This window comes from Qipengyuania vesicularis (genome assembly GCF_019711415.1).
In the GTDB taxonomy this organism is placed as follows: Bacteria; Pseudomonadota; Alphaproteobacteria; order Sphingomonadales; family Sphingomonadaceae; genus Qipengyuania; species Qipengyuania vesicularis.
The window spans coordinates 663,677-688,558 of the sequence record NZ_JAIGNJ010000002.1 but is presented as its reverse complement, the minus strand read 5'-3'; the positions used below and the strand labels follow the sequence as shown (position 1 = coordinate 688,558).

The window sequence follows — 24,882 nt, the reverse complement described above, 5'->3', positions numbered from 1 at the left end:
GATCGCCAATGGCGGTCTCGCCTAACAGGCACGTAACCCGCAGTCACCCCCGGCCCTCGGAAGGTCCGCTATTAGGTCTGTGGCGGCTAGTCCGCTTTACGGCAGGGTCCCACTCGGCAGATACGTCAGTTCATGGGTGGGAATCGGACCTCCGTTCTCAGTTCGATACGTTCAAGGCCGAAACGAAGGTGTAGAGGTCATTTATCTCCGGAAAACGCTCCAGCTCACATTCGTGACGTGTGATGAAGGACCTTTGTAGTGGACTTAGCCTTTCCACGACAATTTGCGTTCCGTCCCCACAAATGGTGATGAACTCATCGCCATTTTCGTCAACTTTGACTCGAAGGTCGGCTTCAGGCTGCGCTGATGGCAATCGAGCTTCATTGAGGACAGCGAGAAACGCGCCCGTCTCACCAGGTGTCAGATAACGCTGAACTTTAACAGCAATCCGCCCCGGCTCATACCCACCCGCGCCGTCTAGTAGCGTGTAGGTTAGCCTCATTGCGCCAGTATCTGTCTCGTCAATACGATAAACCGAGGTATGGGAGAAGGATGGAAGAACCATCAGCCGGAAACGATTTGCGTATGGTCCGAGATCTTGTTTGTTAGCGAGCACGGGTTCTGATGCAGCCGCGAGCTGCTTGCCGAACCAATCTTCATAAAACTTCGAATCCGACTGGTCTGGCCACCCTTCGTCCGGAACATAATTTAATGTTCCGCACGAACTCAAAACCACCATGCAAATAAGAAGGTTTGAACAGACTAATCTCTTAGTAATCATCAAGACAGATTAGCAGCCAGCGCTCTGTCAGCAATCGGGTCGTTCGCTGCCTCCCGCTTCCGGACGGATTATGCCGAAATCAGACCTTAGGCTAGCGGCGCCTCAGCTGATGTCATCCCAAGCCAAGCGGAAACGCGCTAGGTATTTGCGCAGCCGATCGGCGTCATTAGTCGATTTGCGCCGCAGCCTGGACGACGCGAATAGTTCCCTTCCCGCTGCTGATAGCGAGGTGTGACGGCGGCAAGTCGCGATAACCTCGGCAAGCTGGGCGCGGTCGAAGGGATCCAGCTCCGCGAGCGGCTCGTGGCCTAGGACTTCTACGAGCAGCGCGTCGCTGCCCCTCTCCTCGCCCGAGGTCCAAAGCCTTTCCAGCCGCACAACTTCGGCCTCGACCGTGTCGGTATCGATGCGACCGTCGGGGCTCAGCGTGGCCATGCGCATTATGCTGGCGGAAAGGTCGCGGAAATTGCCATTCCACGATGCGCGTGGCGATGTGGCGAAAGCGAGATAGCGCGCGCGCGCCTCCTTGTTGAAGGTGACGCGCGTGTCCTCTGCCGAAGCGTAGCGCTCTAGCTCGTATTCGAGGTTCGGCTCAATATCCTCGCGCCGCTCGGCGAGGCCGGGCAGGTTGAAGGTCCACAGGTTGAGGCGCGCAAACAGGTCTTCTCGGAATTCGCCCTTGGCCACGGCATCGACCAGGTCGCGGTTGGTCCCGGCGATGAGCTGAAAGTCGCTCTCGACCTCGCGGTCCGAACCGACGGGGAGGAAGCGCTTGTCCTCGACCGCGCGCAAAATCATCGCTTGCTCGTCGAGGCCCAGCTCGCCAATTTCGTCGAGGAACAGCATGCCCTTGTTTGCGCTGCGGAGCAGGCCGGCTCGCTCAGACACGGCGCCGGTGAAGGCGCCCCTGGTGTGCCCGAACAGCGCCGCCATGGCATTGTCGCCCTTGAGCGTGGCGCAATTGACCTCAACGAAGGGGCCGGACAGCCGGTGCTGGTCGGCCTTCAGTTCGTAGATACGCTTAGCGAGCAGGCTCTTTCCCGCGCCGGTCGGTCCCATCAGCAGGAGAGGGGCGGAAGAGCGCGTCGCGACCTGCTCGATCTCGTCGATCATGCTGTTGAAGGCCGTGCTGCGCGTTTCGATGCCGCCCTTGAGGAATGACTTGCTGGCGCGGCTGCCTTCGGCGAAACGCTTGGCAATCCTGTCGTAGCGGGAGAGGTCTAGGTCGATCGAATTCCACACGCCTGCCGGATCGGGTTTGCCGCGCTGAGGCTGGGTCTGGAGCAGCTTGCCCGGAATGAACCGCGCTTCCGTCAGCAGGAAGAGACAAATCTGCGCGACATGCGTCCCGGTGGTGATGTGGACGAGGTAGTCCTCGGCCTCGGGCTCGAAAGTGAAGCCGCGTACGAAGTCGAGTAGTTCGGCATAGACCTCTTCGAAATCCCAGGCGTCGTCGAAATTCATCAGCACCAGCTCGACCTGCGTTTCCGGCGACACCGAGGCGATGTCTGCGGTGATGAAACTGGCGAGGCTTTCGTGCTGGCGTCCGTGCAGCAGGATCAGCCGATCGACGCGCAAGTCGGGCTGCATGCACAGGCCCACCGTCGGCCGCCACTTGTTCCAGCGCGACGCATCGCGCTTGCTCGCATCGAGCGTGGAGCCAAGGAAACCGATGACTGTCGTGCCTGCCATATCTATCCAATATTATAACTTTGTAGAGAATGCGATATAATTTTTTGGTGTCTTCGAAATCGCGGGCCCACGCCCGAAATCACGAAAACATTTTAAAACAGAGTGTTATAGAATTTTCGAAGGCGGGCGCAGAGTTTGGCACGCTTCCCGCAACACACATGGCGCCGGGTCGGTCGAACGCCCGGTGATGACGAGGCCGGGGTGGCTGGAATGGGCCAGCCACCCCCAAGGCTCACGCAAAAGGAATAAAGCGATGACCCAGGTAGGGTACGAATTTCAGAAGGTAGAAGGCGGTTCGCCCGTCAAGATGTGGACCAAGGGTGTCCCGGTTGACGCGAAGGCGCGCGAGCAGCTCGCGAAGGCCGCCAAGATGCCTTTTATCTTCAAGCACGTGGCAGCCATGCCCGACGTCCATGTCGGCATCGGCGCGACCGTCGGTTCGGTCATCCCTACCAAGGGCGCGGTCATCCCGGCTGCTGTAGGCGTGGATATCGGCTGCGGCATGATGGCTGCGCGGACTTCGCTCCACGCGAGCGATCTTCCCGACAACCTCGAAGGCATCCGTTCCGCAATCGAGAAGGCCGTGCCGCATGGCCGGTCTTCGGGCCGGGGCGGACGCGACAAGGGTGCCTGGGGCGATCCTCCGGCTGAAACGATCGAGGCATGGGCTACTCTTGTCCACCGCTTCGACCGGATCACGGCGAAGTATCCCAAGCTCGAGCGATCGAACCATCTCGTCCATCTCGGCACGCTGGGAACGGGCAACCACTTCATCGAACTGTGCCTCGACGAGGACCAGCGCGTGTGGGTTATGCTCCATTCCGGCAGCCGCGGTGTCGGCAACGCGATCGGACGCCACTTCATCGAACTGGCAAAGGAAGACATGCGCAAATGGCATATCAACCTGCCCGATGAAGACCTCGCCTATTTCCCGGAAGGGACCGACCATTTCGACGATTATGTCGAAGCAGTCGAATGGGCGCAGGACTTCGCGCGGCTCAACCGCCAGGTGATGATGACGCATACGATTGCCGCGCTGCGCGGACAGATCGCCAAGCCCTTCACGGCCGAGTGCGAAGCGGTGAACTGCCATCACAACTACGTGACGCGGGAAAACCACTTCGGCGAAAACGTGCTCGTTACCCGGAAGGGTGCGGTGCGCGCCGCGAAAGGAACGCTCGGCATCATCCCCGGTTCGATGGGCGCGAAGAGCTTCATCGTGCGCGGGCTCGGCAATGCGGAAAGCTTCGACAGCTGCTCGCATGGTGCAGGCCGCGTGATGAGCCGGACCCAGGCCAAGAAGGAGGTATCGCTCGAAGAGCATATCGCTGACACGGCAGGGGTTGAATGCCGGAAGGACGAAGGCGTGATCGACGAAACGCCCAAGGCGTACAAGCCGATCGAAAAGGTCATGGCTGCACAGTCGGACCTGGTCGAAATCGTCCACACGCTTAAGCAGGTGGTGTGCGTGAAGGGTTGATGCCCTTCACGCCGCCATCAAATCCACTAGAGAGATACTATGATCACCATCGACGGCTCCGAAGGGGAGGGCGGCGGACAGGTCTTGCGCAATGCATGCGCGCTGTCGCTCGTGACCGGAGAGCCTTTCACTATCGAAAAAATCCGCGCCAAGCGGGACCAGCCCGGGCTGATGCGCCAGCACCTGACCTCGATCGAGGCCGCTTGCGCGATCGGCGGGGCGCAGTGCGAGGGGCTGGAGCTCGGCTCGAACCGGATCGTTTTCCGCCCCGGCACCTTGACGCCGGGCGATTACCGCTTTGCCGTGGGCACGGCAGGCTCGACCGCGCTCGTGCTGCAGACGGTGCTCATCCCGCTCGCGCTAGCCGACAAGCCTTCGCATCTCGTGATCGAGGGTGGGACGCATGCCGGTATGGCGCCGAGCTTCGACTTTATCGAGAAATGCTTCCTGCCTGTGCTTGAGCGCATGGGCCCTCGCGTCTCTGCGCGGATCAAGCGGCATGGCTTCTTCCCGCGCGGAGGAGGCCGGATCGAGATCGAGATCGAGCCTGCGCCGCTGCGCCGGATGGAATTCACCGAGCGCGGCGCGATGCAGGGTCGGTCGGGCATGATCGTGTTCTCCTCGCTAGGAGCGAACAAGATCCCGAACCGGATCCGCAAGGCTGCGCTGAAAGCCCTGCCCGAGTGGGGCGAGGAGATGATCGCCATCCGCGACCTTCCCGCAGACCAGGGACCGGGCATCGCGCTATCGCTTGAGGCTTCGTACGCCAATGTGACCGAGGTCGTTTCAGGCTTCGGCAAGCTCGGCCTGTCGGCAGAGCGGATCGGCAATACGGCCGGCAAGCGCATGGCGGGCTACGAAGCGTCGAAAGCCTTTGCCGGACCTTACCTGCAAGACCAGCTCATACTGCCGATGGCGCTTGCGGGTGGAGGCACCTTCACCACGGTGAAAATCAGCCAGCACACGCGCACGGCAGCTGACATCATTTCGCTCTTCACGGGCCGCCGGGCTCATTTTGAGGAAGCGGGCGACAAGGGCCATTGCGTCCGGATTGTCTAATCTCACGCCGGAAGCGGATAGTCCGCTTCCGGCCCAAATCTCAACCCGTGTAACCTTTGACGATACGTTGTGAGGGATAAAACAGGTTAGCAAATCCGCGTTCAGATGCAGCTAGCGAATGATCGCCGAATTCTACACCTACGCCTTCGTCAACGCGTCCCGCACGCTCGCCATATTGCGGCGGCTCACGGGCACCGTGCTGCCATCGGACATTTCCAGATTTCCTGTGCCAGCGCTCTCGCGGGTCAGGGATCTGACGAAGGCTGCATTGACTATGTGGGAGCGGTGCACCCGAATAAAGCCGTCCGACAGCTCTCGCTCCAGCGCTGCGAGGCTGGCATTGTATAAGGCGCTGCGCCCGCTGCTTAATAACACCTCGACATAATCGCCCGCCCCGCTGAACCGCACGATATCGGCCGCATTGACAAATTCGACTTTGCCATTGCTCGTGAGCTCTATGCGTTTCGGCGCGCTGTCATCGGCCACCGGGCCTTCAGTCAGATTGCCGCCGCGCGCTTGCTTGAAAAACAGCCACAGCAGGCACACCGCGACCATCAGATAAAGGATGGTGTCGAGAAAGAACCCGCCAAGCCAATAGATCGCCGCCGCCAATGCCGCGCTGGCCACCGCGAGCCACAAGGCACCGCGATTGCTTTGTCTAAAATACGCGAGTGCCCCGGCAATTCCTGTCCCAAGTAAAGCGGCGATAAGGACAAAGATGGTCTTAAGGTCAAAACCGGGTTGAAACACGCCGATCGTCAGCATGACAGCGAACAGAGCCGCCAAGGCCAGCAGGCGTCGCCGCGGATATGCTCTAAACAGCCTCAGCAGCACATAAGCGGCAAAGCTAAGCCCCAGGCCAATCGCAAAGGTCAGGATCAGCGACAGACGCAAATCATGCAAAGGATAAGGATAAGGCATGACATCGCGCGCCACCTCAGCCGCGAGCTGCAAAGCAGCGGCGAGCGAGAACGCGGCGATCAGCGCGGAGTCCTCTCGATCATATCCGCGCAGCGACCGCACGCCAAAAAACACAAAGCCCGCAACAAACAGACCCAAAGTGATTAGCGCAAACCATGTCGCAGGCCCCGGTTGGCGCGGATCGCGATAGGGCGCGAGGGCGATATTGTGGATCGGCGAATTGAGCGTGATGCCGCCATTCATCGAGGACAGCCGCAAGACCAGCCGATTCTCACCCGGTCTCAGCGTGCCTTCTGGCACAAAGAACACCGCGTCCATATCACCGGGTTCTTCGCTGCTGTGATTGGGGCCGGGTCTGCCATTTGTTCCAATCGGCACCCCGTTGAGGAACGCCTCGCTAGAGCCCTTTGCGCTCACAAACAGGCCGAGCGGGCGGCCGTCTTCAAGCAAGGTAGGCTCTGCCTGAAACCTGATCTCCGCCCACAGCATCCGGTCCTGTGGGTCAACCTGATAAAACAAAAGAGACCGGCAATTCGTGCCCGCGAAATCCGGAGCCGTATCAGAGGCCGTATCGGCATCACAAACCCGCGCGGGGGAATCGAAAAAGCTCTGATAATCCCGCGCAAGAGCGGCAGCCGAAAAGGTCAGAAATGACAGGAAGAAGATCGCAAAACGCAGCACTGCAATTTCTATAGCTTCCGAAAAGCGGGAAGTCCCCCCGCTCACCGATTAGAAACCCCCGTTAACAGATCAGTCCCTGTTCAAAGCCCCGGTTTCCGCCAGTCTCAGGCTCAATCCATGATCAACCAATCGGAAGAAACTCGTCATGAAAAAGCCACATCTGATCAGCGCGCTTGCCCTAGTCTTGGCTGCCCCTGCCCTCACTTTCGCGTCCAGCATGGTGCATGCTACGCCCAATGAAGAAGCCATCACCTTTGAGGCGCGCAGCGGCGAGAGTGTGGAGGCTTTTCAAGGCACGTTGACCGTGCCGATGAACCGCAACGATCCGGCCAGCGGGACGACAGAGCTCGCCTATGTCCGCTTCCCGGCCACGACAGACACGCCCGGTAATCCGATCGTCTATCTGTCAGGCGGCCCCGGCGGTTCTGGAATTGGCACTGCGAAAGGGCCGCGCTTCCCGCTGTTCATGGCGATGCGCCAGCACGGCGATGTGATCGCATTTGACCAGCGCGGCACCGGCCAATCTCAGCAGCCAGAGCGCTGCACGTCCAGCGTCACGATCGGCAAAATGGAGCGGATCAGCGATGCCGAGCATGCGATGCGTTACCGGCTGGCGGTGCGCGAATGCGCGGCTAAGTGGCAGGCGGACGGAGTGGACCTGCGCGGTTTCACAACCGCCGAAAGCGCGCAGGACCTCTCCGACCTTCGCCAGCATCTTGGGGCGGATCAAATTTCACTGTGGTCGATTTCCTATGGCAGCCACTTGGCGCTGGCCGCACTCGCCGCAATTCCGGACGAGCTCGACCGCGTGATCATGGCGGCGACCGAGGGCCTTGATCAGACGGTGAAACTGCCATCTCGCACGCTCAGCTATTTTGAACGCTTGCAGGCCGCCGTCGATCAGCAGCCTGAAGCAGCGCAGCTCTATCCCGACATATTGGGCGTGATCAGCCGAGTTCACGCGAAACTCGATGCCGAACCGATGACGGTCACCGTGCCGATGCGTGATGGCACGACCCATAACCTGCTGCTGCAGAAGCGGCATTTGCAGCAATTCATGGGCGGACTGATTTCCGATCCGCAGTACGCGGCTGTGATGCTGATGATGTACAGGCAAATCGACATGGGCGACCCGACATTGATCACCTTTATCCTGCAGCGGTTCTGGACCCCGGATGAGCCGATTACTCTGTCGGCCATGTCAATGGCGATGGACCGCGCATCGGGCATCACGCCCGCCCGGCTCAAGGCATTTGAACAGCAGGCCGCGGCCTCTCCCGTCGGTGCCTTTCTGAACTTTCCCATGCCGCAGATCCTCGCCGAACTGCCAGAAATCGACGCGGGTCCCGATTTTCGCGATGGCCCATTTGGCGACACGCCGGTGCTGATGCTGACCGGAACTTTGGACGGCAGAACCTATCCCGAGGGGCATGCCGAAGCGACCGCAGGCTTGAGTAATGTCGAGCAGATCATAGTCGAGAATGCGGGCCACAATCTGTTCATGACCTCCCCGGAAGTTGGCGAGGCAATGCACAATTTCATGCGCGGCGAACCGGCCAAGTCGAACCGGATTGTCGTCGAAGCCCCGGACTTTGCAAAACTGCCAGACCTGGGGGGCTGAGCGTCCTTTGGTGGGCAGCAGTTCGATGAGAAAAGTGAAAAACGTCCGCAATTGGGTGGGAAACCAGACGGTCGGTTTTCGGCCCAATTTGCGTCACGCCATTGCCAATCTATACACTTCTGGCGAGCATCTCGAACTGACAACCCAAGCAATTGAACGGGACCGATTCAGCGCTAGCGCGGTATCGGCTAGACAGATCGTCCTTGGCTACTCCCTGCCACAGGGCAACGAATGATCGGGGAGATGGCTTTATGTCTTCTGGCCGCCAAGCAGTAACCCCCGACCAGTTTCGACTGGCGGGGGTTTTCCTTAGATTGTTTTTGGCCTTCGCGCTTTTGAGGTGCCTTGAGCGTCAGTCTCGCGACTTGCCCCTCCACCTTGCGCGCATTTCATCTCTACGTCGCCGCCACCTTCGATAGTCCCGAAATGCAATAACAGCGATGGCGACAAGGACCAAGAGCAGCATTGCTCCAAATAGGATGGTGCCTAAATCCACTACGACCCCTTCAGAGGCTCGTAGTGCACTCAGGGCCCGGCAGTGGCGGGTGCCACTGAAACCGACCTTGGCACGGCTGGCCTCCGTGTATCGGCGATGGAATGCAGATAGGCTGAGTAGAACGGGTCGGTTTCCCGATCGGCGCGATCCCTCAGCCTCTTTTCTGAGAACTTTGTGCTAATCATTTTGCGAACCCTTCAGCGGACCAATTGTAGTCGCTCGATATGGTTCCGCATCACGTGCATCGCAAAGCGCTGAGGCGAACCTCAAAGTCCATCATATGATAATTGACTCCGGACACTCCCCGCTTAGCCTTCTGGGTGAGGGGACGTGCCATGGGTCAAAACGAGATGCTTTGGGAGCTACGCAACTCGCATCGAAAGCTGGAGGAAGCTCGCCAGAGCAATGACGCTACTAAAATCGGCCACGCGCTGGGCAATTTCCTAGCCTGTGCCGAGGTCGTAGCACGAAGGGCGCTAGTTCAAGAAGAATAAGGGCGGAGGCTCTCAGCGGCGAGGACGCAAGCCCAAGAGCTTCGCCACCTTCTGCGCTATGCGTTGGGAGGGCGGGGTGATATTGAAGGCTTCCGATCTTGCGAGTTCTCTGGCCTTGCGATCATGCTTGACCGCCATCTCGCGAAGGTGCCGCCGCACCGCAGGATCGGAGTGACCTGCGGCAAGCTGGCGTGCCTTGCAAGCGATTTGGGCATGATGGATTGAGTCGCGTTCCTCGTGCATCTTGGGAAGACGCGCTAAGGCTTCGTTGGTTCGCGGTAAATAGCGGTAAGGAGACTGTCCGGTTCCGTTGGTCAAACGCCGAGAAGCTGACTGTCAGCTTGCGGCCCGATAACAGCCATTTGCTCAGTACGAGCCGGGTTGGTCCGTTACGGTGCCACCAAATTTAAGACGGAATGGCACCCATCTGCCCGATTACCCTTCGCGCCAGATTTTGGCCGGATTCCGCGCATTTCAGCGGGCACTCTCCAAGTAGGTATGCTGAAAGGAACCCGGCATTGAACGCATCGCCGGCTCCGCTGGTGTCGATCACCTCGATCTTTGTCGCGGGTAGCAAATCCGGTTCGGCTCGCTGGCCTTGCATGAGCAGGCACCCCTTATCTGCCGCTTTAAGGGCTATCAGTCGCCCATTGTCTGCCCATTTCCGTACGATATCGGCGTCGGACTCAGAGGTGTCCCAAAGCTCCCGCTCGTCCGTATTGGTCGGCAACCCGATCGAACATGTTTCTACTGCATGTCTCGATGCGTCTTGTGCGTCTGCGAGGCTGTTCCAGAGGGCAGGGCGAAAATTGCTGTCATAGGCGACCGGGCTCCCGGCCTCGCGCCTTCTGGCAGCCAAGCCGAGCAAGCGATCGCGCCCCTCATCACCTACTACGGCTAGGGTAATGAGGCTGAAGTAGAGCAAGCTCGCGTCCATGGCCGCAGACAAAGCCTCTGCCATTCCTTCCAAGGCAAACATTTCCCGCGCGGCGCTTCGGTCGCGCCAGTAGAGAAAGCTTCGCTCGCCATGCTCGTCGAGATGGATGGCGTAGATGCCGGGGTTGCGGGTCGGATGGCGCAGGACGAAGCGTGTGTCGATGCCTTCGGCGGCCCATGATGCGACCAGCGCATCGCTTATTGGATCGGTCCCGACAGCTGTCACATAAGCGACTTCGTGGCCCGCGCGGGCGAGGTGAATAGCGGTGTTCAGCGTATCGCCGCCATAGCGCAGGCCAGTACTGCCCTTGCTGTGGTATTCCAGCATGGCCTCGCCGAAGATGAAGACGGTCACCGCAAGTGGTCCGTCGGGCTACCGTGCCAGCCACCCGCCATCAACGGCGAGGATATGGCCCTGCACATAATCGGAGGCGCTGCTAGAAAGGAATACGGCGGCACCGCCAATGTCGGCCGGATCACCCCAGCGCCCTTCAGGGATACGCTCCAGTATCTGGCGATTGCGCGTTTCGTCCGCCTGGAGCGCGGCAGTGTTGTTGGTCGCGATGTAGCCGGGGGCAATAGCGTTCACATTGATGCCCTTGGCTGCCCACTCATTGGCCATCAGCTTTGTTAGGCCACCTACGCCGCTTTTGGAGGCGGTATAGCTCGGCACGCGAATCCCGCCCTGAAAGGTCAGCATGCTCGCAATGTTGACGATCTTGCCGCGACGCCGGTCTTGCGAGGTCCACCCGATCATATGCCTAGCCGCGGCCTGGCTCAGGAAAAAGAGAACCTTCAGGTTCACATCCATCACTGCGTCCCAATCCTCTTCCGAGAATTCCAGCGCATCCTCGCGGCGGATGATGCCGGCATTGTTGACGAGGATGTCGAGACGCCCGAGTTCGGCGACGCATTCGCCGACTATTCGCTCGCACGGCTCGATCGACGAAAAGTCAGCCATTATGACAAGGGCCTTGCGACCTTCCGCTTCGACCAATTTGCGGGTCTCGGCCGGATCACGCCGCGCGACAAGGGCGACGTCGGCACCTGCCCTGGCGAGCGCAACGGCAATCCCTTGGCCGATGCCCGTGTTCGCGCCAGTCACGAGCGCAACTCTGCCCGAAAGGTCGAATGGATTCCCGCTCATCGCCTTACCTCCCTGCGGCTTGTGTTACAGACCGCGAAGATATTCGCTGATCGCCTCGTCCTTCGAATTGGCATAGAATAGTTCGGAGAACTTTTCCCCGGCAATCGCGCTTTTGAGCAGGTCCTGATCTACGGTCTTCAGGACGGTCAGCATGTCGTGGCAGGTCTTGGCCTTCAAATCGGCCAGGACGCCGCGGTTCTTCTTCATGATCGCGGCGCGCTCCTTGGGATATCCGACGCCGCTTTCACCCTCGAACAACTTGCGATAGCAGTCCTGCAGATTGAGTTCCGCAGCCCATCCGAAGCCCTTGGCATAGGGCATGGCAACTGCGTTTCCGTCGTTGATCTGGGCAAACAGGAACGCGTCGGTCGGATCGATTACCAGACCGCAGAACACGCCCGGCATGGCGTTCGAGGCAAGCATCGAACCCGTCCCCGTACCGCAACCTGTAACGACGAAATCGGCAGCCCCCGAATTGAGAAGGATGCCGGTGAGCAGGCCCACCATCGGATATGTCAGCTGCGCCTCGTCGTCGGCGGCATACATGCCGTAATTATGCACTTCATGCCCCAGCGGTTCGACGACGGCCGTCAGGGCATCGTGGACGATGCAATTCTTCGCGGCCTGGCTGTTCTCATTGATAAGGGCAATTTTCATTGGTGCTCGCTTTCTTGTCCCGCGTGGCCGGAAGGCTCGCTCTTCGTACATTTAGGTAACCGGTGTCATAAAGAGGTGCAAGCGATATTCGATGCTCAGGTCCAGTCGGTTTCAGACGGTTGGTGGGACGACCGACGACCGCTCGATCAAGGCCGAGGGAAGCAGCCAGGTCGCATTGGCTTCCGCATCCTCCGGTGAGATCAGCTTCTTGGCCGCAGTGCGTGCCATGTCGACAATCGGCCAACGTACCGTGGTCAGCGAAGGCCAGACATGGCTCGACAAGGGCGTGTCGTCGAAGCCCACGATAGAAACGTCCTCGGGGATGAGGAGGCCGCTTCGGCGTGCGGCGATCATCGCTCCGATAGCCATTTCGTCATTGCAGGCAAAGATGGCGGTTGGACGATTTTCGAGCTCCACCAGGGCCTGTCCCGCAGACACACCCGATTCGAAGGTATAGCTGCCAGGACGTACCAGGGCTTCGTCCACTTCCAGTCCGGCTGCTGCCATCGCCTCCTCGAAGCCGGCCCGGCGTTCTTGGGGTGAGGTAAATCCGCTCGGTCCTTCGATCAGGGCAATCCGCCGATGGCCCTTTTTGATTAGGTAGCTGACCGCCTCTCGGACTGCTTCGCGATCGTTGGAACTGACGGTATGTTCGGCTTCATCAAGCTTTACCGAACCCATCCTTACGTACCGACAGCCCAGATCGTCGCACAGGCGGGCGATCTCGTCGTTCTCGGATATCGGGGGAAGCAGGACTACGCCATAGGGCCGCTGTCGCTCGAGGAAGTCCCGAATGTCCTCCGTTATGTTTGGGGATTTGCGATCCACCGGCTTGACCATCAGGTTGAAATCGCTGCCCGCCAGACCGTCGAGTACACCCTGCTGCACGTTTACGAGGAACTGGGCATTCGGATTATCGTGAATGGCAGCGATCACGAAGTTGCGCCGCAATGCCAGTGCGCGTGCCTGCGGATTGGGCACATATCCGATGTCGGCGATGACATTTTCGACGCGTTTGCGTGTTTTCTCGCTCAGCAGTGGCGACTTGTTGATGACGCGGCTTACGGTCTTCTTGGAAACCTCGGCGATGCGCGCCACGTCATTGATCGTCGGTTTGCTGTCGCTGGCCATAGCTTCCCATATTTAAATGAACGGCGCTGGCCAAGTACCCCGGGACTAAAAGGCTCCCGGAAGCCACAGGGAAAGGGTGGGGACGAAGCTTATAACGGCCAGCGCAGCGATGAGCGTGAGATAGAACGGCCAGATGCTGCGGACCATTTCGGCGATCGATATCTTGCCCACCGCGGAGCCGACGAACAGCACGGAGCCGACCGGCGGCGTGACCAGCCCGATGCCCAGGTTCAGCATGAGGATAATGCCGAAATGGACCGGATCCACGCCGCTCGCCATTGCTACGGGCAGGAAGATTGGCGTGGTGATGACAATGAGGGGAGCCATGTCCATGAACGTGCCGAGCAAAAGCAGCATTACGTTGATAATGAGCAGGGTCAGCAGCGGATTGTCTGTCATGACGCCGATCAGGCTGGCGAGCGCAGCAGGTACTTCGAGCAGGGCAAGCGCAAAGCCGAATGCCGTGGCCGCGGCGATCACGAAGAGTACCATGGCCGCCGTTCGGACCGATTTCTGCGCTGCTTCCCACGTTCCTTCCAGCCCGAGGTTTCGATAGACCAGCGTTCCGATGACGATGGTGTACAGCACGGCAATCGCCGAGCTTTCGGTTGGCGTGAAAATACCCGACAGGATGCCGCCCATGATGATTACGCCGGTCATCAGCCCGGGCACGGCATAAAGCGCCGCTCGCAAGAAGCTGCGCCAGCCGGGGAAAGTGCCCTTGGGCAGGTTGCGTTTGCGCGCCACCACCCATGCGGTCAGCATCAGCAGGCCACCGGTGAGGATGCCCGGGATCACTCCGGCCAGGAACAGGTCACCGATGGAAACGCCGATACCCGATGCGGCGGCATAGATGATCATGTTGTGTGACGGCGGGATCAGGAGACCGACTATGGCAGCGGTCACCGTGACATTGACCGAATAGTCTCGGTCGTATCCCTTTTCGTCCATCAAGGGCACCATGGCCGATCCGATGGCGGAGGCGCTGGCAATCGCTGAGCCGGAGACCGCACCGAACATCATGCTTGCGCCGACATTGACAAGGCCCAGGCCGCCCCGCACCCGGCCAAGGGCAGCGTCGGCCACCCGGACAAGCCGCTCCGCAATTCCGGCACGATACATAAGGTCGCCGGCGAAGATGAAGAACGGGATCGCCATCAGGGTGAAAACGCTGATGCCCGCGGCCATGCGCTGGACCGCTACGATGAGGGGGATATCGATAACCGCGAAAGTGGCTAGCGCCGCGCCGAACAAGGCGAATGCTACCGGCACTCCAAGCGCGAGAAGCACGAACAATGTGCCGAAGAGAACGAATATCTCCATCAGTCTGTCTCCGCCAGACGCACGCGGATACGGCCCAGCGAGAATAGCGTGATGAGAGCGCCGGTGGCGGGGATGGGCAGGTAGGCGAAGGCCCGGCTGATCCCCAGCGAGGGGATAACATGCTCGCTCACGAGCCATACCAATTGCACCCCGAACACGAGAAGGATCAGTCCCATTGCTGCGATGAGTGCGTGGATGGCGATCCTCAGGCGCTTGCGGCTGCCGGCTTCGAGGCGCTGTTCGAGAATTTCTATCCGGATGTGGAAGCGCTCCCACACGCCTGTGCCCGCAGCGAGGAAGACATACCAGATCATCAGGATGAGCGCAGCCTGTTCCGACCACGAAGGACTGCTCTGTAGGATGAAGCGTCCGAACACCTGCCAACCCACGATAAGGGTCATGAGCATCAGCCCCAGCGCGCCAATTTTGACGCACGCGCTTGCAAGCCTGTCCATCAGGATGGTTCTCCCACTTCCACGATGCGCCTCGCTAGGTCGCGTTGCTCGGGCGTGGTCAGGAATTCGTCCCACACCCCGCGCATCCGCTCGGCAAAGGGTGCCGGGTCGATCTCGTTTACCTCGACGCCGGAATTCATGATGATGGCCTTGCTCTTCTCGACCTGGTCATCCCACAGCTCGCGCATATACGGCACGCTCTGCTTGGCCGAGCGACGGATCAACGACTGATCGTCGGCGGACAGGGTGTCCCAGCGGCGCTTCGACATGACGAAGACTTCCGGCGCGAGCAAATGACGTGTCAGGCTGTAAAAACGCGCGACCTCGAAGTGTCGCCCGCTCTCGAAGCTGGGCCAGTTGTTTTCCGCCCCGTCGATCACGCCTTGGGCGAGGCTCTGGTAGACCTCGTCGAGCGGCATGGGAACGGCATCGGCACCAAGTGACTGGACCATGGCAATGTAGAGATCCGATCCCGGAACACGCAATTTGAGCCCGCGCATATCGTCGGGGGTCCTGATGGGACCGCGTGTGTTATAGAAGCTGCGCGCACCGGAGTCGTAGAAGCACAGGCCGATGAGCCCATGCGGTTCGAGCGAGGCGAGGATCTCGTCGCCGATCGGACCATCGAGGGTGCTGCGCATGTGCTCGATCGAGGTGAACAGGAATGGCAGCGCCGCTACGGTCGTCAGCGGCTCGATTGAATTGAGCGGGGCAAGGTTTACACGGTTGAAATCCAGCCCCCCGAAGGTGGTGATTTCCAGCGTGTCGCGTTCGTTGCCCAGTTGTCCGCCAGGATACATGCGCAGAGAGAGCCTGCCGCTAGTCGCCCGTTCCAGCATTTTGCCGAACCGGATGACCGCCTGCACGGTCGGATAGTCGTTTACGTGCGTGTCGGTTGCGGTCAGTACTCCGGGGCCCAGCCCGCGTGAACACCCTGCTGCCAGTGCAGCCGCACCCCCCGCCAAGATGGTGCGACGGGATACCTGCAGCGAGGCGAGGAGGTCGTTCATACCAAGGGTTTCGCTTCCGTCAGTTCGAGATGCAATACCCCGAACCTGCCGAAGTCGAGTTTCGAACGGGCGCCAATTTGGGCTTCGTGGACACCAGTGATTGCACCCGATGAGACGAGGCTGCCCTCGGGAAGGTCGAAACTCAGGTTGTCGGAAAGCGCAGAAAGAAATTCCCTCGCTGCTTCGACATTCTCACCCAGAACCGGAATGTCGCGTGACGCAATTTGCTCGCCATCGATTTCGCAAACGACCGTGACGGGTTGGCGCTCCTTTCGCCACCCCTCGATCTCCGGTCCGACCAGCAAGCCGTTGTTGTTGCCGAAGTCGGAAATGACAGCGATCGGACCGTAATCGTTGATGGATGGGATCGGGCTGCTGGCGATTTCCGCCCCGATATACAGACGGTCTTCGTCTCTTGTCCGGCCAAGCCGCAAGACGAACTCAGGTTCGATCGCTGCGAACCCGCCCGCAAATACCGGCATGCTGGCCGTGCACGATTCCGTTGCGTGAACGACCGTCTGACTGAAGATCGGACCAGCCAGCCTCGTCTCATTGAAGCGCTCGACATAGTCGGACGGAACGCCCCCAACCTTCCAGCCCGCCACGGCGTCGGGCCAGCGGTCGATCGAATGGTGCTGGATGCCGTAAGCGGTACCGAGATCATCAGGCAATCCAGGGGGAGGTCCGGGCAGGGCTGAAGCTGCCAGCCTTGCCCGGACCAGGATGGCCGAGACGTCTCGTGCCTCAGCCGGGAGGATCGATCCTTCGCGTCTCATCGCCCCGCTCCCACGAGGGGTTTCAGAACCTGCCCCGGACACCGATGAAGTATCGCGCGCCGGAATAGTCTGCCTGGGCCAGACTGTCGGGTGTCGGCCGATAGAATACGTTTGGTTCATCGAGGATATTCAGTGCCTGGAAACGCAGCTGGATACCGTCCATCAGGTCCATGCTGGCAGAGAAGTCCAGGAAACCCTGATCTTCGGTATAGCGGTTCGCATCGCTGCGGAACGGCTTGAAGTACTCCGAACGCCACTTGTACGCGAGGCGGGCCGAGAAGGGGCCAGTCTCAAAGAACACCGTGCCATTGAGGCTGTGCTTCGAATAGCCAGGGATATTCGCCGGCTGGACATAGTTTGCCAGCGGCACCTCACCGGCAGAACCATCGATGCGGATTGGGACCGTGGTCGGATCGGGGAACTCGAAGTTCGAATCAGCCCAATTGTAGCTGGCGAGGAATCCTAATCCGAAGTCGAACTTGTGCTGCACAGTTACTTCGAAACCATAGAGGTCGCTCTTGTCATCGGAGTTGACAGTGCGGGCTATCGTCACCGGTGTCGCAACACCGTCTACCAGCAGGCTCAGCCCTGTTACGTCGGTCTCGAACCCGGTTTGCAAGCTCTTGTAGTAGCCCGCGACTGCGAGCGACGTCGTAGGCGAGGCGTACCATTCGAACGATATATCGCCATTCCACGACTCCAATGGCTCGAGGAATGGGTTGCCAGTCGCCGTAATCGCCCGCCCTACGTCCTCGAAATCGTCATCGCTGAACGTGAGCGCGGCCGACATTGCCTCCTGGTCGGGCCTTGCAATGGCACGATATGCGGCAAGGCGCAGCAGCATGTCCGGATTGACTTCGAGAATGAGGTTGCCGCTTGGCAGGAAGTTCCAGAAATCGTTGGTTTCCGTGTTAACGATGGGATCGCCAATCGGGGTCACGACCACCGTGCCCGGTTCGGAACCGGGAGACGTCTGAACCGCGCTGCTGATCCCGACCGAAGTGATCTCGGTCCGAATTGCACGCAATCCGAGATTTCCGCGGGCCGGAACTCCAAACATTTCGGAGTCGAAGTTGGCTTGGACGTAGCCGGCCCAAGTCTCTTCGGTCACGTCGGTGTCTTGTGGCGATAGGGTAGACCCTGTGGGCAAGCCCGCATCGTCGCTGCCGGTTAAGGCCGCAAATAGTTCCTCGGCATTCCATGCTGCGAAAGTGAGACCTCGCATCGGGCCGTTCGAGCCGGCGTAAAGATCGCGTACCAGGAAATTTCCACGGCGCGCAGCGATTGCTTCCGGACTGTCGTAACCATTCACAAGGCCGACGGTCTCATCGATCCCGTCATCGTGGAAGCGTTTGCGCTCAGCCCAACGCACACCGGCCTGAAAGGAGTTGAAGAACCCATCCATCTCGTAAAGGCCGTCGAGGCGGAATGCGAGGATGCTGTCGTCGACGTTTTCGAGGCGTCGGCGAGCCCGCGCTCCATTGTCGTAGAGATCATGATTGTCGAGATCGAACGCCAGACCTGTATCGTCTTCGACGTCAGAGACATCGGTCAGGATAAGGTTGGGGATGTCGTATCCGCGCTTGTCGAGTTCGTAGAGCACCCGATCGCTGGTGCGAATACGCATGTCCTTTTCGTCTTGGCGGCGTTTCGTTTCGGAATACCCCGCGTCGGCCGTCAAGACAAAGCGGCCGTTGGTCCATGCGACATTGCCGCCCAGGCCTAGGTATTCTTCTGTCCGTTGGCGCCACACAGTTTGGTTTTCGAGGCGGGTCTCACCGCTCCAATAGAGCAACGCGCCGGTGTCTGAGACTTCAAGCGGCACGATATCTCGGCGACCGTCCGCAATCACCAGGTTGGCGCGCTCTTCAATGTCGTCGCGGTAAGAATACTGGGCGTCGACATTGATATCGAGGCTGGGTGAGGGCTGCCACTGGATTGCCCCCATGATTGCGTCGCGATCGGCATCGGTAGCCTGAGCGCGGTAAATGTACTGGTTGGATACAAAGTAGAAATCCGCGCCGGCTGCACCTGTGGGATTGCCAGAATCGTCGAATTCGAAGTCGCAGTTATTGCTCTGACCCAGCCCCTCAATCGTGTTGCACGGGCGGTAGGTGGAACTCGACGTGTAGATATCCTCAGGCGCATTGTCGTTGCGGATTTGTCCGCCAATAGCGATCCCGAACTCGCCGTCGCCGAGTTCGAACTGGTCGATATAGGAGGCCGTCAGGCGGGTGTTCAGCCCGCCGCTGCCGACCACCCGGTCCTGGTAGGGGCTGTAGCCGACCAGCCCTTGCACCTGTAGTCGCTGTTTGCCGTAATCGATGGGGCGCAAGGTTTGCAATTCGATAATACCCGAGACACCGCCTTCGATGAAGCTGGCCTGCTGAGACTTGTAGATGATCGCACCATTGATCAGTTCGCTGGGGAACTGGCCATAATTTACGTCTCTTCCGTCACTGCCCGACGAAACCTCGCGCCCATTGAGTACGGACGAGCCAAGGAAGGCCCCAAGCCCGCGAACCGAGAGCTCGGAAGCACCGCCCTTGAAGCGGTCGGACGTGACGCCAACAATGCGCTCGAGTGTTTCCGCTACCGAAAGGTCGGGCAGGTCGCCGACATCCTCACCAACGATTGCGTCGCCGATGACGTCGAGCTGGCGCTTTGTTTCCAGCGAGTTCTCGATTGTGCGCGCAATTTCGCCGCGGACCACGATTGTCGTGTCGTCCTGCCGTGTTTCCTCGACGACATCGGAATCGTCGTCCGGAGGTGCAGCCTGCGCAGATGCGATCGATGGGGTCGCAAGCATGGCAGAGGCAAGCAGGGCATATTTCAGTAGCAGCTTGCGGTTGCCGAATGCACACGGCTGGCCCTTGGCGGAAATGAACATCGGGTGTCTCCCTCCCCAATTGGTCGTTGCGTCGTTGCGCGACATTGGTGCCTAATTGACACCGGTTACCTTATTTATTGACACCGGTGCCATTGCGCGTCAATAACCAATTTGCGAGAGACGCTTGGGAGAGGCTAATATGTCGCGCGGCTTTGCCAACACGTTGAAAACAGGGGGGCTCGGTGTCGTTGCAATCGCGGCAATGGCGGCCCCTGCCAGTGCAGCTGCCCAATGGTTGCCTCCAATCCTCGAAAACCCGTCGGAAGATGGTGCGGACTGGTTGCCAGACTTCTCTTACGCCGGCTTCAGGGTGGGAACAGGTGAGATTCCGCAGGTCGCGGAGGAAATCCTCGTCCGCGATTTTGGCGCAAATCCGGATGATGCAATCGACGATACCAAGGCGATCAAGGCTGCTATCGAAGCGGCGTCGGAACGAACTGGGTCGGTCCGGGTGCAGTTCGATGCCGGACGTTACCTCGTGAGCGAAATTCTCTGGATCAGTAGGAGCGGCATCGTGCTGTCGGGTATGGGTGCCGGAGAGAAGGGGACGGAACTTTATATGCCGCGCCCACTTGACCAGGTGGATGATGGCGGCGCCCTTGATGAGTTGCGCACCTATCTGGTCGAGAACGACAAACGCGAGAGGCAGAAGGATGCCAATCTCGATGTGCTCTTTTCACCATGGAGCTGGAGTGGGGGCTTCATCTGGGTGCGCTATCCGGAGGGGCGGCACGCAACTTACCTCGAGAGCCATGATCGACCGATCCGGAAGGTGGTCGAGATTACCAGCGGCCTCCGGGGCGAAAGGCAATTACGCGTGGCAAATCCCTCCGCGCTTGCGGTGGGAGATGTCTTCCAGATCCACTGGCACAACCGCGCCGGTTCGGAAGGTCCGCTGATCAGGGAAATGTACGGCGATACGGACGAGAAGATCGGGTCGCGTCATTGGGAATTGCCCGATCGGCCGCTGGTCCGGCAAGCGACGCGGATCGAGCGTATCGACGGAAACCTCGTGACGATTTCCGATCCTTTGCTTCATCCGGTCAGGGAAGACGTCCCCGCGTATTTCGCTCACTGGGACCATCTGACCAACGTCGGGATTCAGGATCTTGCACTCACCTTTCCTGAGAACCCCTTCTTCGGTCATCATAATGAGGCCGGTTACAACGGTATCTATTTCACCGGCGTGTTTGACGGCTGGATCCGCAATGTCACAATCGCCAATTCAGACAGTGGCATACTGACCGACGACCTCGGCAACGTAACCATTGCGAACGTCGTTACGAAAGGCGATCATATGGCGCACTACAGCGTCCATATCGGCAATGTGCATAATGTCCTGGTCGAAGACCTGCATGTCTATAATCCAACCATCCACGCACTGAGTTTCAACACGATGGCGACGAAGTCGGTGTACAAGGATGCCGTGGTCTGGTCGCGGCCCAGTCTCGATCAGCATGCGGGCGCAAACCACCAAAATCTTTATGACAACGTTACGGTCCATCTCACCCCGGACCAGGTTGCCGATGACGGAACGCCGCAGTTCGACCTCTACAAGGCAGGCGGGGCGGGATACTGGCTGCCGGGCCATGCCCGCTACAACACTACTTGGAATCTCAATGTCCTCGTTGATGGCGGAGTGACACCTGGCCGACCCATAACAATCCTTGCCGCTTCCGAGGGTCCGGAAGCGCGGATTATTGGCATGCACGGCAACCGGCCCCTTCGCCTAGATCACAGGCCGGAGCCACTTGTCGAATGGCTCAACAGGCCGGTCGAGGGCGCGCCATCGCTCTACGATTACCAGTTGCAGCAACGAACCAGAGCAAGGTGAGAGGGTGCCGATGGAGGCGAGCAGCGCAAGATATGGTTTGGACCCCAGGGCGGGGCATTGGACCCACCGGTTCGCCGCATGTAGAAAGGATCGTCGCGGAATGGCACCAATTGGGCCCCTTCGTCGCCTCAAAATGACACCGGTTACCTTTCGATCGGCGGTGCGCGGACGCGCGGAGATGTGCGGAAGCTCTACATGATCCTCAAAATTGGTAGGACAGAATATACTAATGGGTAAACCAAAGTGGTTGACATAAATGGTTTAGAGTAGGACAACACTTTCAAAGTTCCTTGGGAGGGAAGACAAGATGGCAAAAGATTCTGATCGTAACCGCGTACACTCCAATCGGCTCCTGACCCTGCTGATGTCGGGGGCTGCCATGGGTGTGTTGGCCCTTCCGACATTTGCAAGCGCGCAGGAAGTGGAAGAAAACGAAGGCGCAGTCGACGCGGTCGAGGACGGCGACTTCGTGAACCGCACTGACGATGGTGAGGTGATCGTGGTCACCGGCATCAGGAGCGCACTTCAGAGCGCTCTCAACGAGGAGCGTCTTTCCGACAGTCTCGTCGAGGTTATCCAGGCAGAGGACATCGGCAAGCTCCCCGACCAGAATCTCGCGGAAGTTCTCGAGAATATTCCCGGTATCCAGATTACGAGGGATGCCGGGGTGGGAACCGGGGTGCAGATTCGCGGAACCAACGACAACCGTACCGAGATCAACGGTGTCGGGACAGTTAGTTCGGGCAGGGGTCGCGGTGGTATCAGCTTCGAAGATGTGAACGCCGCCATCATCTCGTCGGTCGAGGTAATCAAGTCGCCTCAGGCGAACACGATCGAAGGTTCGGTCGGTGGCACCATCAACCTGCGAACAATCCGTCCACTTGACATAGTCGATCGCGTGGCGACGCTGAGGGTGCAAGGTGAATACAGTGAGCTTTCCGACAGTGTCACGCCTCGCATCGCTGCCAGCTTCGGCGACAATTGGAGTGTCGGCATCGGAGATATCGGCATTGTTATTGCTGGCAGCTACACGGAGCAGGAAGCCACCTCATTCCGTCCGCGCGTGGACCGTGATGGCGGCCTTGTAGAGAACATCAATGCTGATGTTATCCGGAATGGCAACCTTGAGGATCAGGCTACCCGTCGTCCAGCCGCGCAGGATTTTGATTTCCTCGGGATTCAATTCCTCAATCAGGAGCTCGAGAACTTCGAGTACACCACCATCAATGTCGCGGGCTCGCTGGAATGGGCGCCGAACGATAATCTGAGGATCTATTTCGACGCGTTCTATAACGACCAAGAGCGTCGGCAAGACAGCTCGCGCGTCCAGGGATCCGGTGTAAGCTCGGTTCTTAACTACAACGTTCCCGATAGTTTCGAGACGGTCGACTTCGGCTCCCTAGACGGGGTCAATTTGGGGTCAATCCAAGCGGCCGTGACGGGTACGATCCAGCCATTCCTCTCAGTCGATGACGACGACCCGAACCTTCGCTTTTCGAGTGACACCGGCGCCCGCCTGACCGAAAGCCAGCTCTACCGTATCGGGGCGGAGTGGCAATTGGGCGGCATGGATATCCGCTTCGAGGCTTCGACTACAAGTGCCGACACGGTCAACCCGGAATTGAGTACGACGTTGAACTTCATCAATCCGAATACGCCTCTTGACGGCGGTGGAGGGAACGACAACGCAGTTCCCTTCCGATACGACTTGCGGGACGGGTTGGCATTCGGAATTGATGCCGATTCTCCGTTTGCTCCCACCGTCGCGCAGTTGCTGGATCCGGCAAATGTGGTGCTCGATGCTATACGGACTGGTGCCGATGAAACCAACAACTCGGAACACGCGATCCGGTTGGATCTATCCTATGCTGGCGGCGCGCTCCCATCATTCCTTTCGTCACTCGATGCGGGGGCGCGATTCAATGTTCGGAAGAGCACCTTCCAGGAAATTGGGTCAAATCTCGGCTTAAGTGCGCTAGCTGACAGCCCGCGTGGGACCGAGTTTGCTTCACTCCTGGTGCCGGGACCGGACAATTATGGCGATGCCGATGGCCGCACATTGTTCTTCGGCGATTTCCTCCTGGTCGATCCAGATCTGGCTTTCAGCGATCCGGAAGGAACTCTCGCAATCCTGAGAGCGGCGCTGGCTTCTGTCCCTGGCATGCGCACTATCGACGATCCCACTCCAAGCTTAACAGGCTTCTACGACATCGAAGAGAAAACCCTGGCGGCCTATGCCCAAGCGAATTTCGAATTCGGCCCGGTGCGCGGTAATGTCGGGGTACGCTATGTCGACACAATCATCGAATCCATCGGCAATAACGTGACTGGCTCCGACGTGGAAAAGGTGCTGACCAAGGGGGGGTATACTGAGTGGTTGCCTCGCGTGAACGTAATCGCCGACATCACTGACGATCTTGTTTTCCGGGCGAGCTATACGGAGGACATCAATCGTCCGGACTTCAATACACTCTCAACGTCGATCGTCTTCGGTACAAGTTCGCAGGCGTCGGTCGCGATTGGTAACCCGAATCTCGCTCCAGAGACCGTCCAATCCTACGATGCGTCGCTCGATTGGTATTTTGCGCCTTCTGCCCTTCTGAGCGTGGCCTTCTTCCATAAGGATCGAACAAATCTCTTCGTGCGGCAGCTTGAGGAGGCATTCCGAGATGGTAATGGATTTGGTGATATCACCCCGCCATGCGAAGGCGGCGGCATCTTCAACCCTGTCGCAGACCGAAACATCTCATCGCCGATACCTGGCGACGGAATCTGCGTCGACATTGTGACGACCATAAACGACAGCGCCAGCACGACCCAAACAGGTGTCGAAGTTGCTTTCCAGTACGACCTATCGCAGTTCGAGGACACTCTCGGATTCGCCTCTGGTTTCGGTGTCTTGGCGAACTACACTTATCAGGAGTTTGGAGGCGGCGAAGCATCCAATACCTCGGCCTCGCGCGGCACCGACATATTTAACGCAATCAATGGCATCTACGACGATGCGGATTTCGTGCCGGTCACGTCGGTACAGGGTCTGCTCGATTTCTCGCCTCACTCTTACAACGTCACCCTGTTTTATGAGAAGTACGGCATCTCGGCTCGTGCCCGCTACACCTGGCGCGATGCTTTCCGTACGCTGGACACAGCCGGGGGAGCTTCTTTGAACAGTACCTTCGGTTTCCCGGTGGTTACTGAAGCGCGTGGGCAGCTGAATGCTAGCGTCACCTATGATGTCACGGACTTTCTGTCTGTAGGTGTTGAGGGCGTAAACCTCACTAAGTCTGACATCACTCAATCGTGCGTGAACGAGGGCGGCCTGTTTTGCTTCCAAGGCCTGCCCGACCGACGGATTACATTCGGAGTTACGCTCCAACTCTGATCGGGCTCGAACTACAACTAGCCTTAAGAGGCGCTCCGCTTGCGGGGCGCCTCATCTTTTTCGCAGCCAGCCAATCCATTCACTAAATTGGTATTACAAACAATTACATTTTGGTA

Annotated in this window: 17 protein-coding genes; 5 read left to right on the top strand and 12 right to left on the bottom strand. The window is 59.0% G+C overall.

The window, feature by feature from the left end; translation table 11 throughout:
- Window positions 1-157: 157 nt before the first annotated feature.
- The gene (locus K3146_RS08775) at window positions 158-781 is read right to left on the bottom strand and encodes a hypothetical protein (protein ID WP_221545880.1); all 624 of its coding nucleotides are present in this window, start codon (window positions 779-781) and stop codon (window positions 158-160) included.
- Between the two features lie 102 nt (window positions 782-883).
- A complete protein-coding gene (gene rtcR / locus K3146_RS08770) occupies window positions 884-2,473 on the bottom strand; it encodes an RNA repair transcriptional activator RtcR (RefSeq protein ID WP_221545879.1) in 1,590 nt (529 codons plus the stop codon).
- A 253-nt stretch (window positions 2,474-2,726) separates the two neighbouring features.
- Between rtcR and K3146_RS08765 the strand changes: the two genes are divergently transcribed.
- Window positions 2,727-3,953: an RtcB family protein gene (locus K3146_RS08765; RefSeq protein ID WP_221545878.1), complete on the top strand. Its 1,227-nt coding sequence runs from the start codon at window positions 2,727-2,729 to the stop codon at window positions 3,951-3,953.
- Window positions 3,954-3,992: 39 nt separating this feature from the next.
- Window positions 3,993-5,012, top strand: a complete 1,020-nt coding sequence (gene rtcA, locus K3146_RS08760) for an RNA 3'-terminal phosphate cyclase (protein WP_221545877.1) — start codon at window positions 3,993-3,995, stop codon at window positions 5,010-5,012.
- A 138-nt stretch (window positions 5,013-5,150) separates the two neighbouring features.
- Here rtcA and K3146_RS08755 read toward each other — a convergent pair whose 3' ends face one another.
- On the bottom strand, window positions 5,151-6,614 hold the full coding sequence (locus tag K3146_RS08755) for a LytR/AlgR family response regulator transcription factor (RefSeq protein ID WP_221545876.1): 1,464 nt from the start codon (window positions 6,612-6,614) through the stop codon (window positions 5,151-5,153).
- 217 nt (window positions 6,615-6,831) lie between these two features.
- Here K3146_RS08755 and K3146_RS08750 point away from each other — a divergent pair, with 217 nt between their 5' ends.
- On the top strand, window positions 6,832-8,235 hold the full coding sequence (locus K3146_RS08750) for an alpha/beta hydrolase (RefSeq protein ID WP_221545875.1): 1,404 nt from the start codon (window positions 6,832-6,834) through the stop codon (window positions 8,233-8,235).
- Between the two features lie 1,396 nt (window positions 8,236-9,631).
- On the opposite strand, the gene K3146_RS08745 is transcribed toward K3146_RS08750, so the two are convergent.
- The 9 genes from K3146_RS08745 to K3146_RS08705 all read right to left on the bottom strand — a co-directional run bounded on the left by K3146_RS08745 (window position 9,632) and on the right by K3146_RS08705 (window position 19,550).
- Window positions 9,632-10,516: a sugar kinase gene (locus tag K3146_RS08745; protein WP_345724070.1), complete on the bottom strand. Its 885-nt coding sequence runs from the start codon at window positions 10,514-10,516 to the stop codon at window positions 9,632-9,634.
- Window positions 10,517-10,534: 18 nt separating this feature from the next.
- Window positions 10,535-11,308: a 2-dehydro-3-deoxy-D-gluconate 5-dehydrogenase KduD gene (kduD, locus tag K3146_RS08740; RefSeq protein ID WP_221545874.1), complete on the bottom strand. Its 774-nt coding sequence runs from the start codon at window positions 11,306-11,308 to the stop codon at window positions 10,535-10,537.
- Between the two features lie 24 nt (window positions 11,309-11,332).
- Complete coding sequence (locus K3146_RS08735) at window positions 11,333-11,965, bottom strand: RpiB/LacA/LacB family sugar-phosphate isomerase (RefSeq protein ID WP_221545873.1); 633 nt, start codon at window positions 11,963-11,965, stop codon at window positions 11,333-11,335.
- Between the two features lie 111 nt (window positions 11,966-12,076).
- Window positions 12,077-13,096, bottom strand: a complete 1,020-nt coding sequence (locus K3146_RS08730) for a LacI family DNA-binding transcriptional regulator (protein ID WP_221545872.1) — start codon at window positions 13,094-13,096, stop codon at window positions 12,077-12,079.
- A gap of 45 nt (window positions 13,097-13,141) precedes the next feature.
- Window positions 13,142-14,419 carry a TRAP transporter large permease gene (locus K3146_RS08725; RefSeq protein WP_221545871.1) on the bottom strand — a complete coding sequence of 426 codons (1,278 nt, stop codon included), beginning with the start codon at window positions 14,417-14,419 and terminating at the stop codon, window positions 13,142-13,144.
- A complete protein-coding gene (locus tag K3146_RS08720; RefSeq protein WP_221545870.1) occupies window positions 14,419-14,874 on the bottom strand; it encodes a TRAP transporter small permease in 456 nt (151 codons plus the stop codon). The genes K3146_RS08725 and K3146_RS08720 overlap by 1 nt, the downstream gene beginning before the upstream one ends.
- Window positions 14,874-15,884 carry a TRAP transporter substrate-binding protein gene (locus K3146_RS08715; RefSeq protein WP_247711133.1) on the bottom strand — a complete coding sequence of 337 codons (1,011 nt, stop codon included), beginning with the start codon at window positions 15,882-15,884 and terminating at the stop codon, window positions 14,874-14,876. The genes K3146_RS08720 and K3146_RS08715 overlap by 1 nt, the downstream gene beginning before the upstream one ends.
- Entirely contained in the window at window positions 15,881-16,660 is a 780-nt protein-coding gene (locus K3146_RS08710; RefSeq protein ID WP_221545869.1) for a 2-keto-4-pentenoate hydratase, read from the bottom strand. Before K3146_RS08710 ends, K3146_RS08715 begins: the two co-directional genes overlap by 4 nt.
- Window positions 16,661-16,682: 22 nt before the next feature.
- Window positions 16,683-19,550 (bottom strand): TonB-dependent receptor, encoded by a 2,868-nt coding sequence (locus K3146_RS08705; RefSeq protein ID WP_221545868.1) that lies wholly within the window; start codon window positions 19,548-19,550, stop codon window positions 16,683-16,685.
- A gap of 139 nt (window positions 19,551-19,689) precedes the next feature.
- On the opposite strand from K3146_RS08705, the gene K3146_RS08700 reads away from it, so the two are divergent.
- On the top strand, window positions 19,690-21,384 hold the full coding sequence (locus K3146_RS08700; protein ID WP_221545867.1) for a glycoside hydrolase family 55 protein: 1,695 nt from the start codon (window positions 19,690-19,692) through the stop codon (window positions 21,382-21,384).
- Window positions 21,385-21,691: 307 nt separating this feature from the next.
- Window positions 21,692-24,766: a TonB-dependent receptor gene (locus K3146_RS08695; RefSeq protein WP_221545866.1), complete on the top strand. Its 3,075-nt coding sequence runs from the start codon at window positions 21,692-21,694 to the stop codon at window positions 24,764-24,766.
- Window positions 24,767-24,882 lie beyond the last annotated feature (116 nt).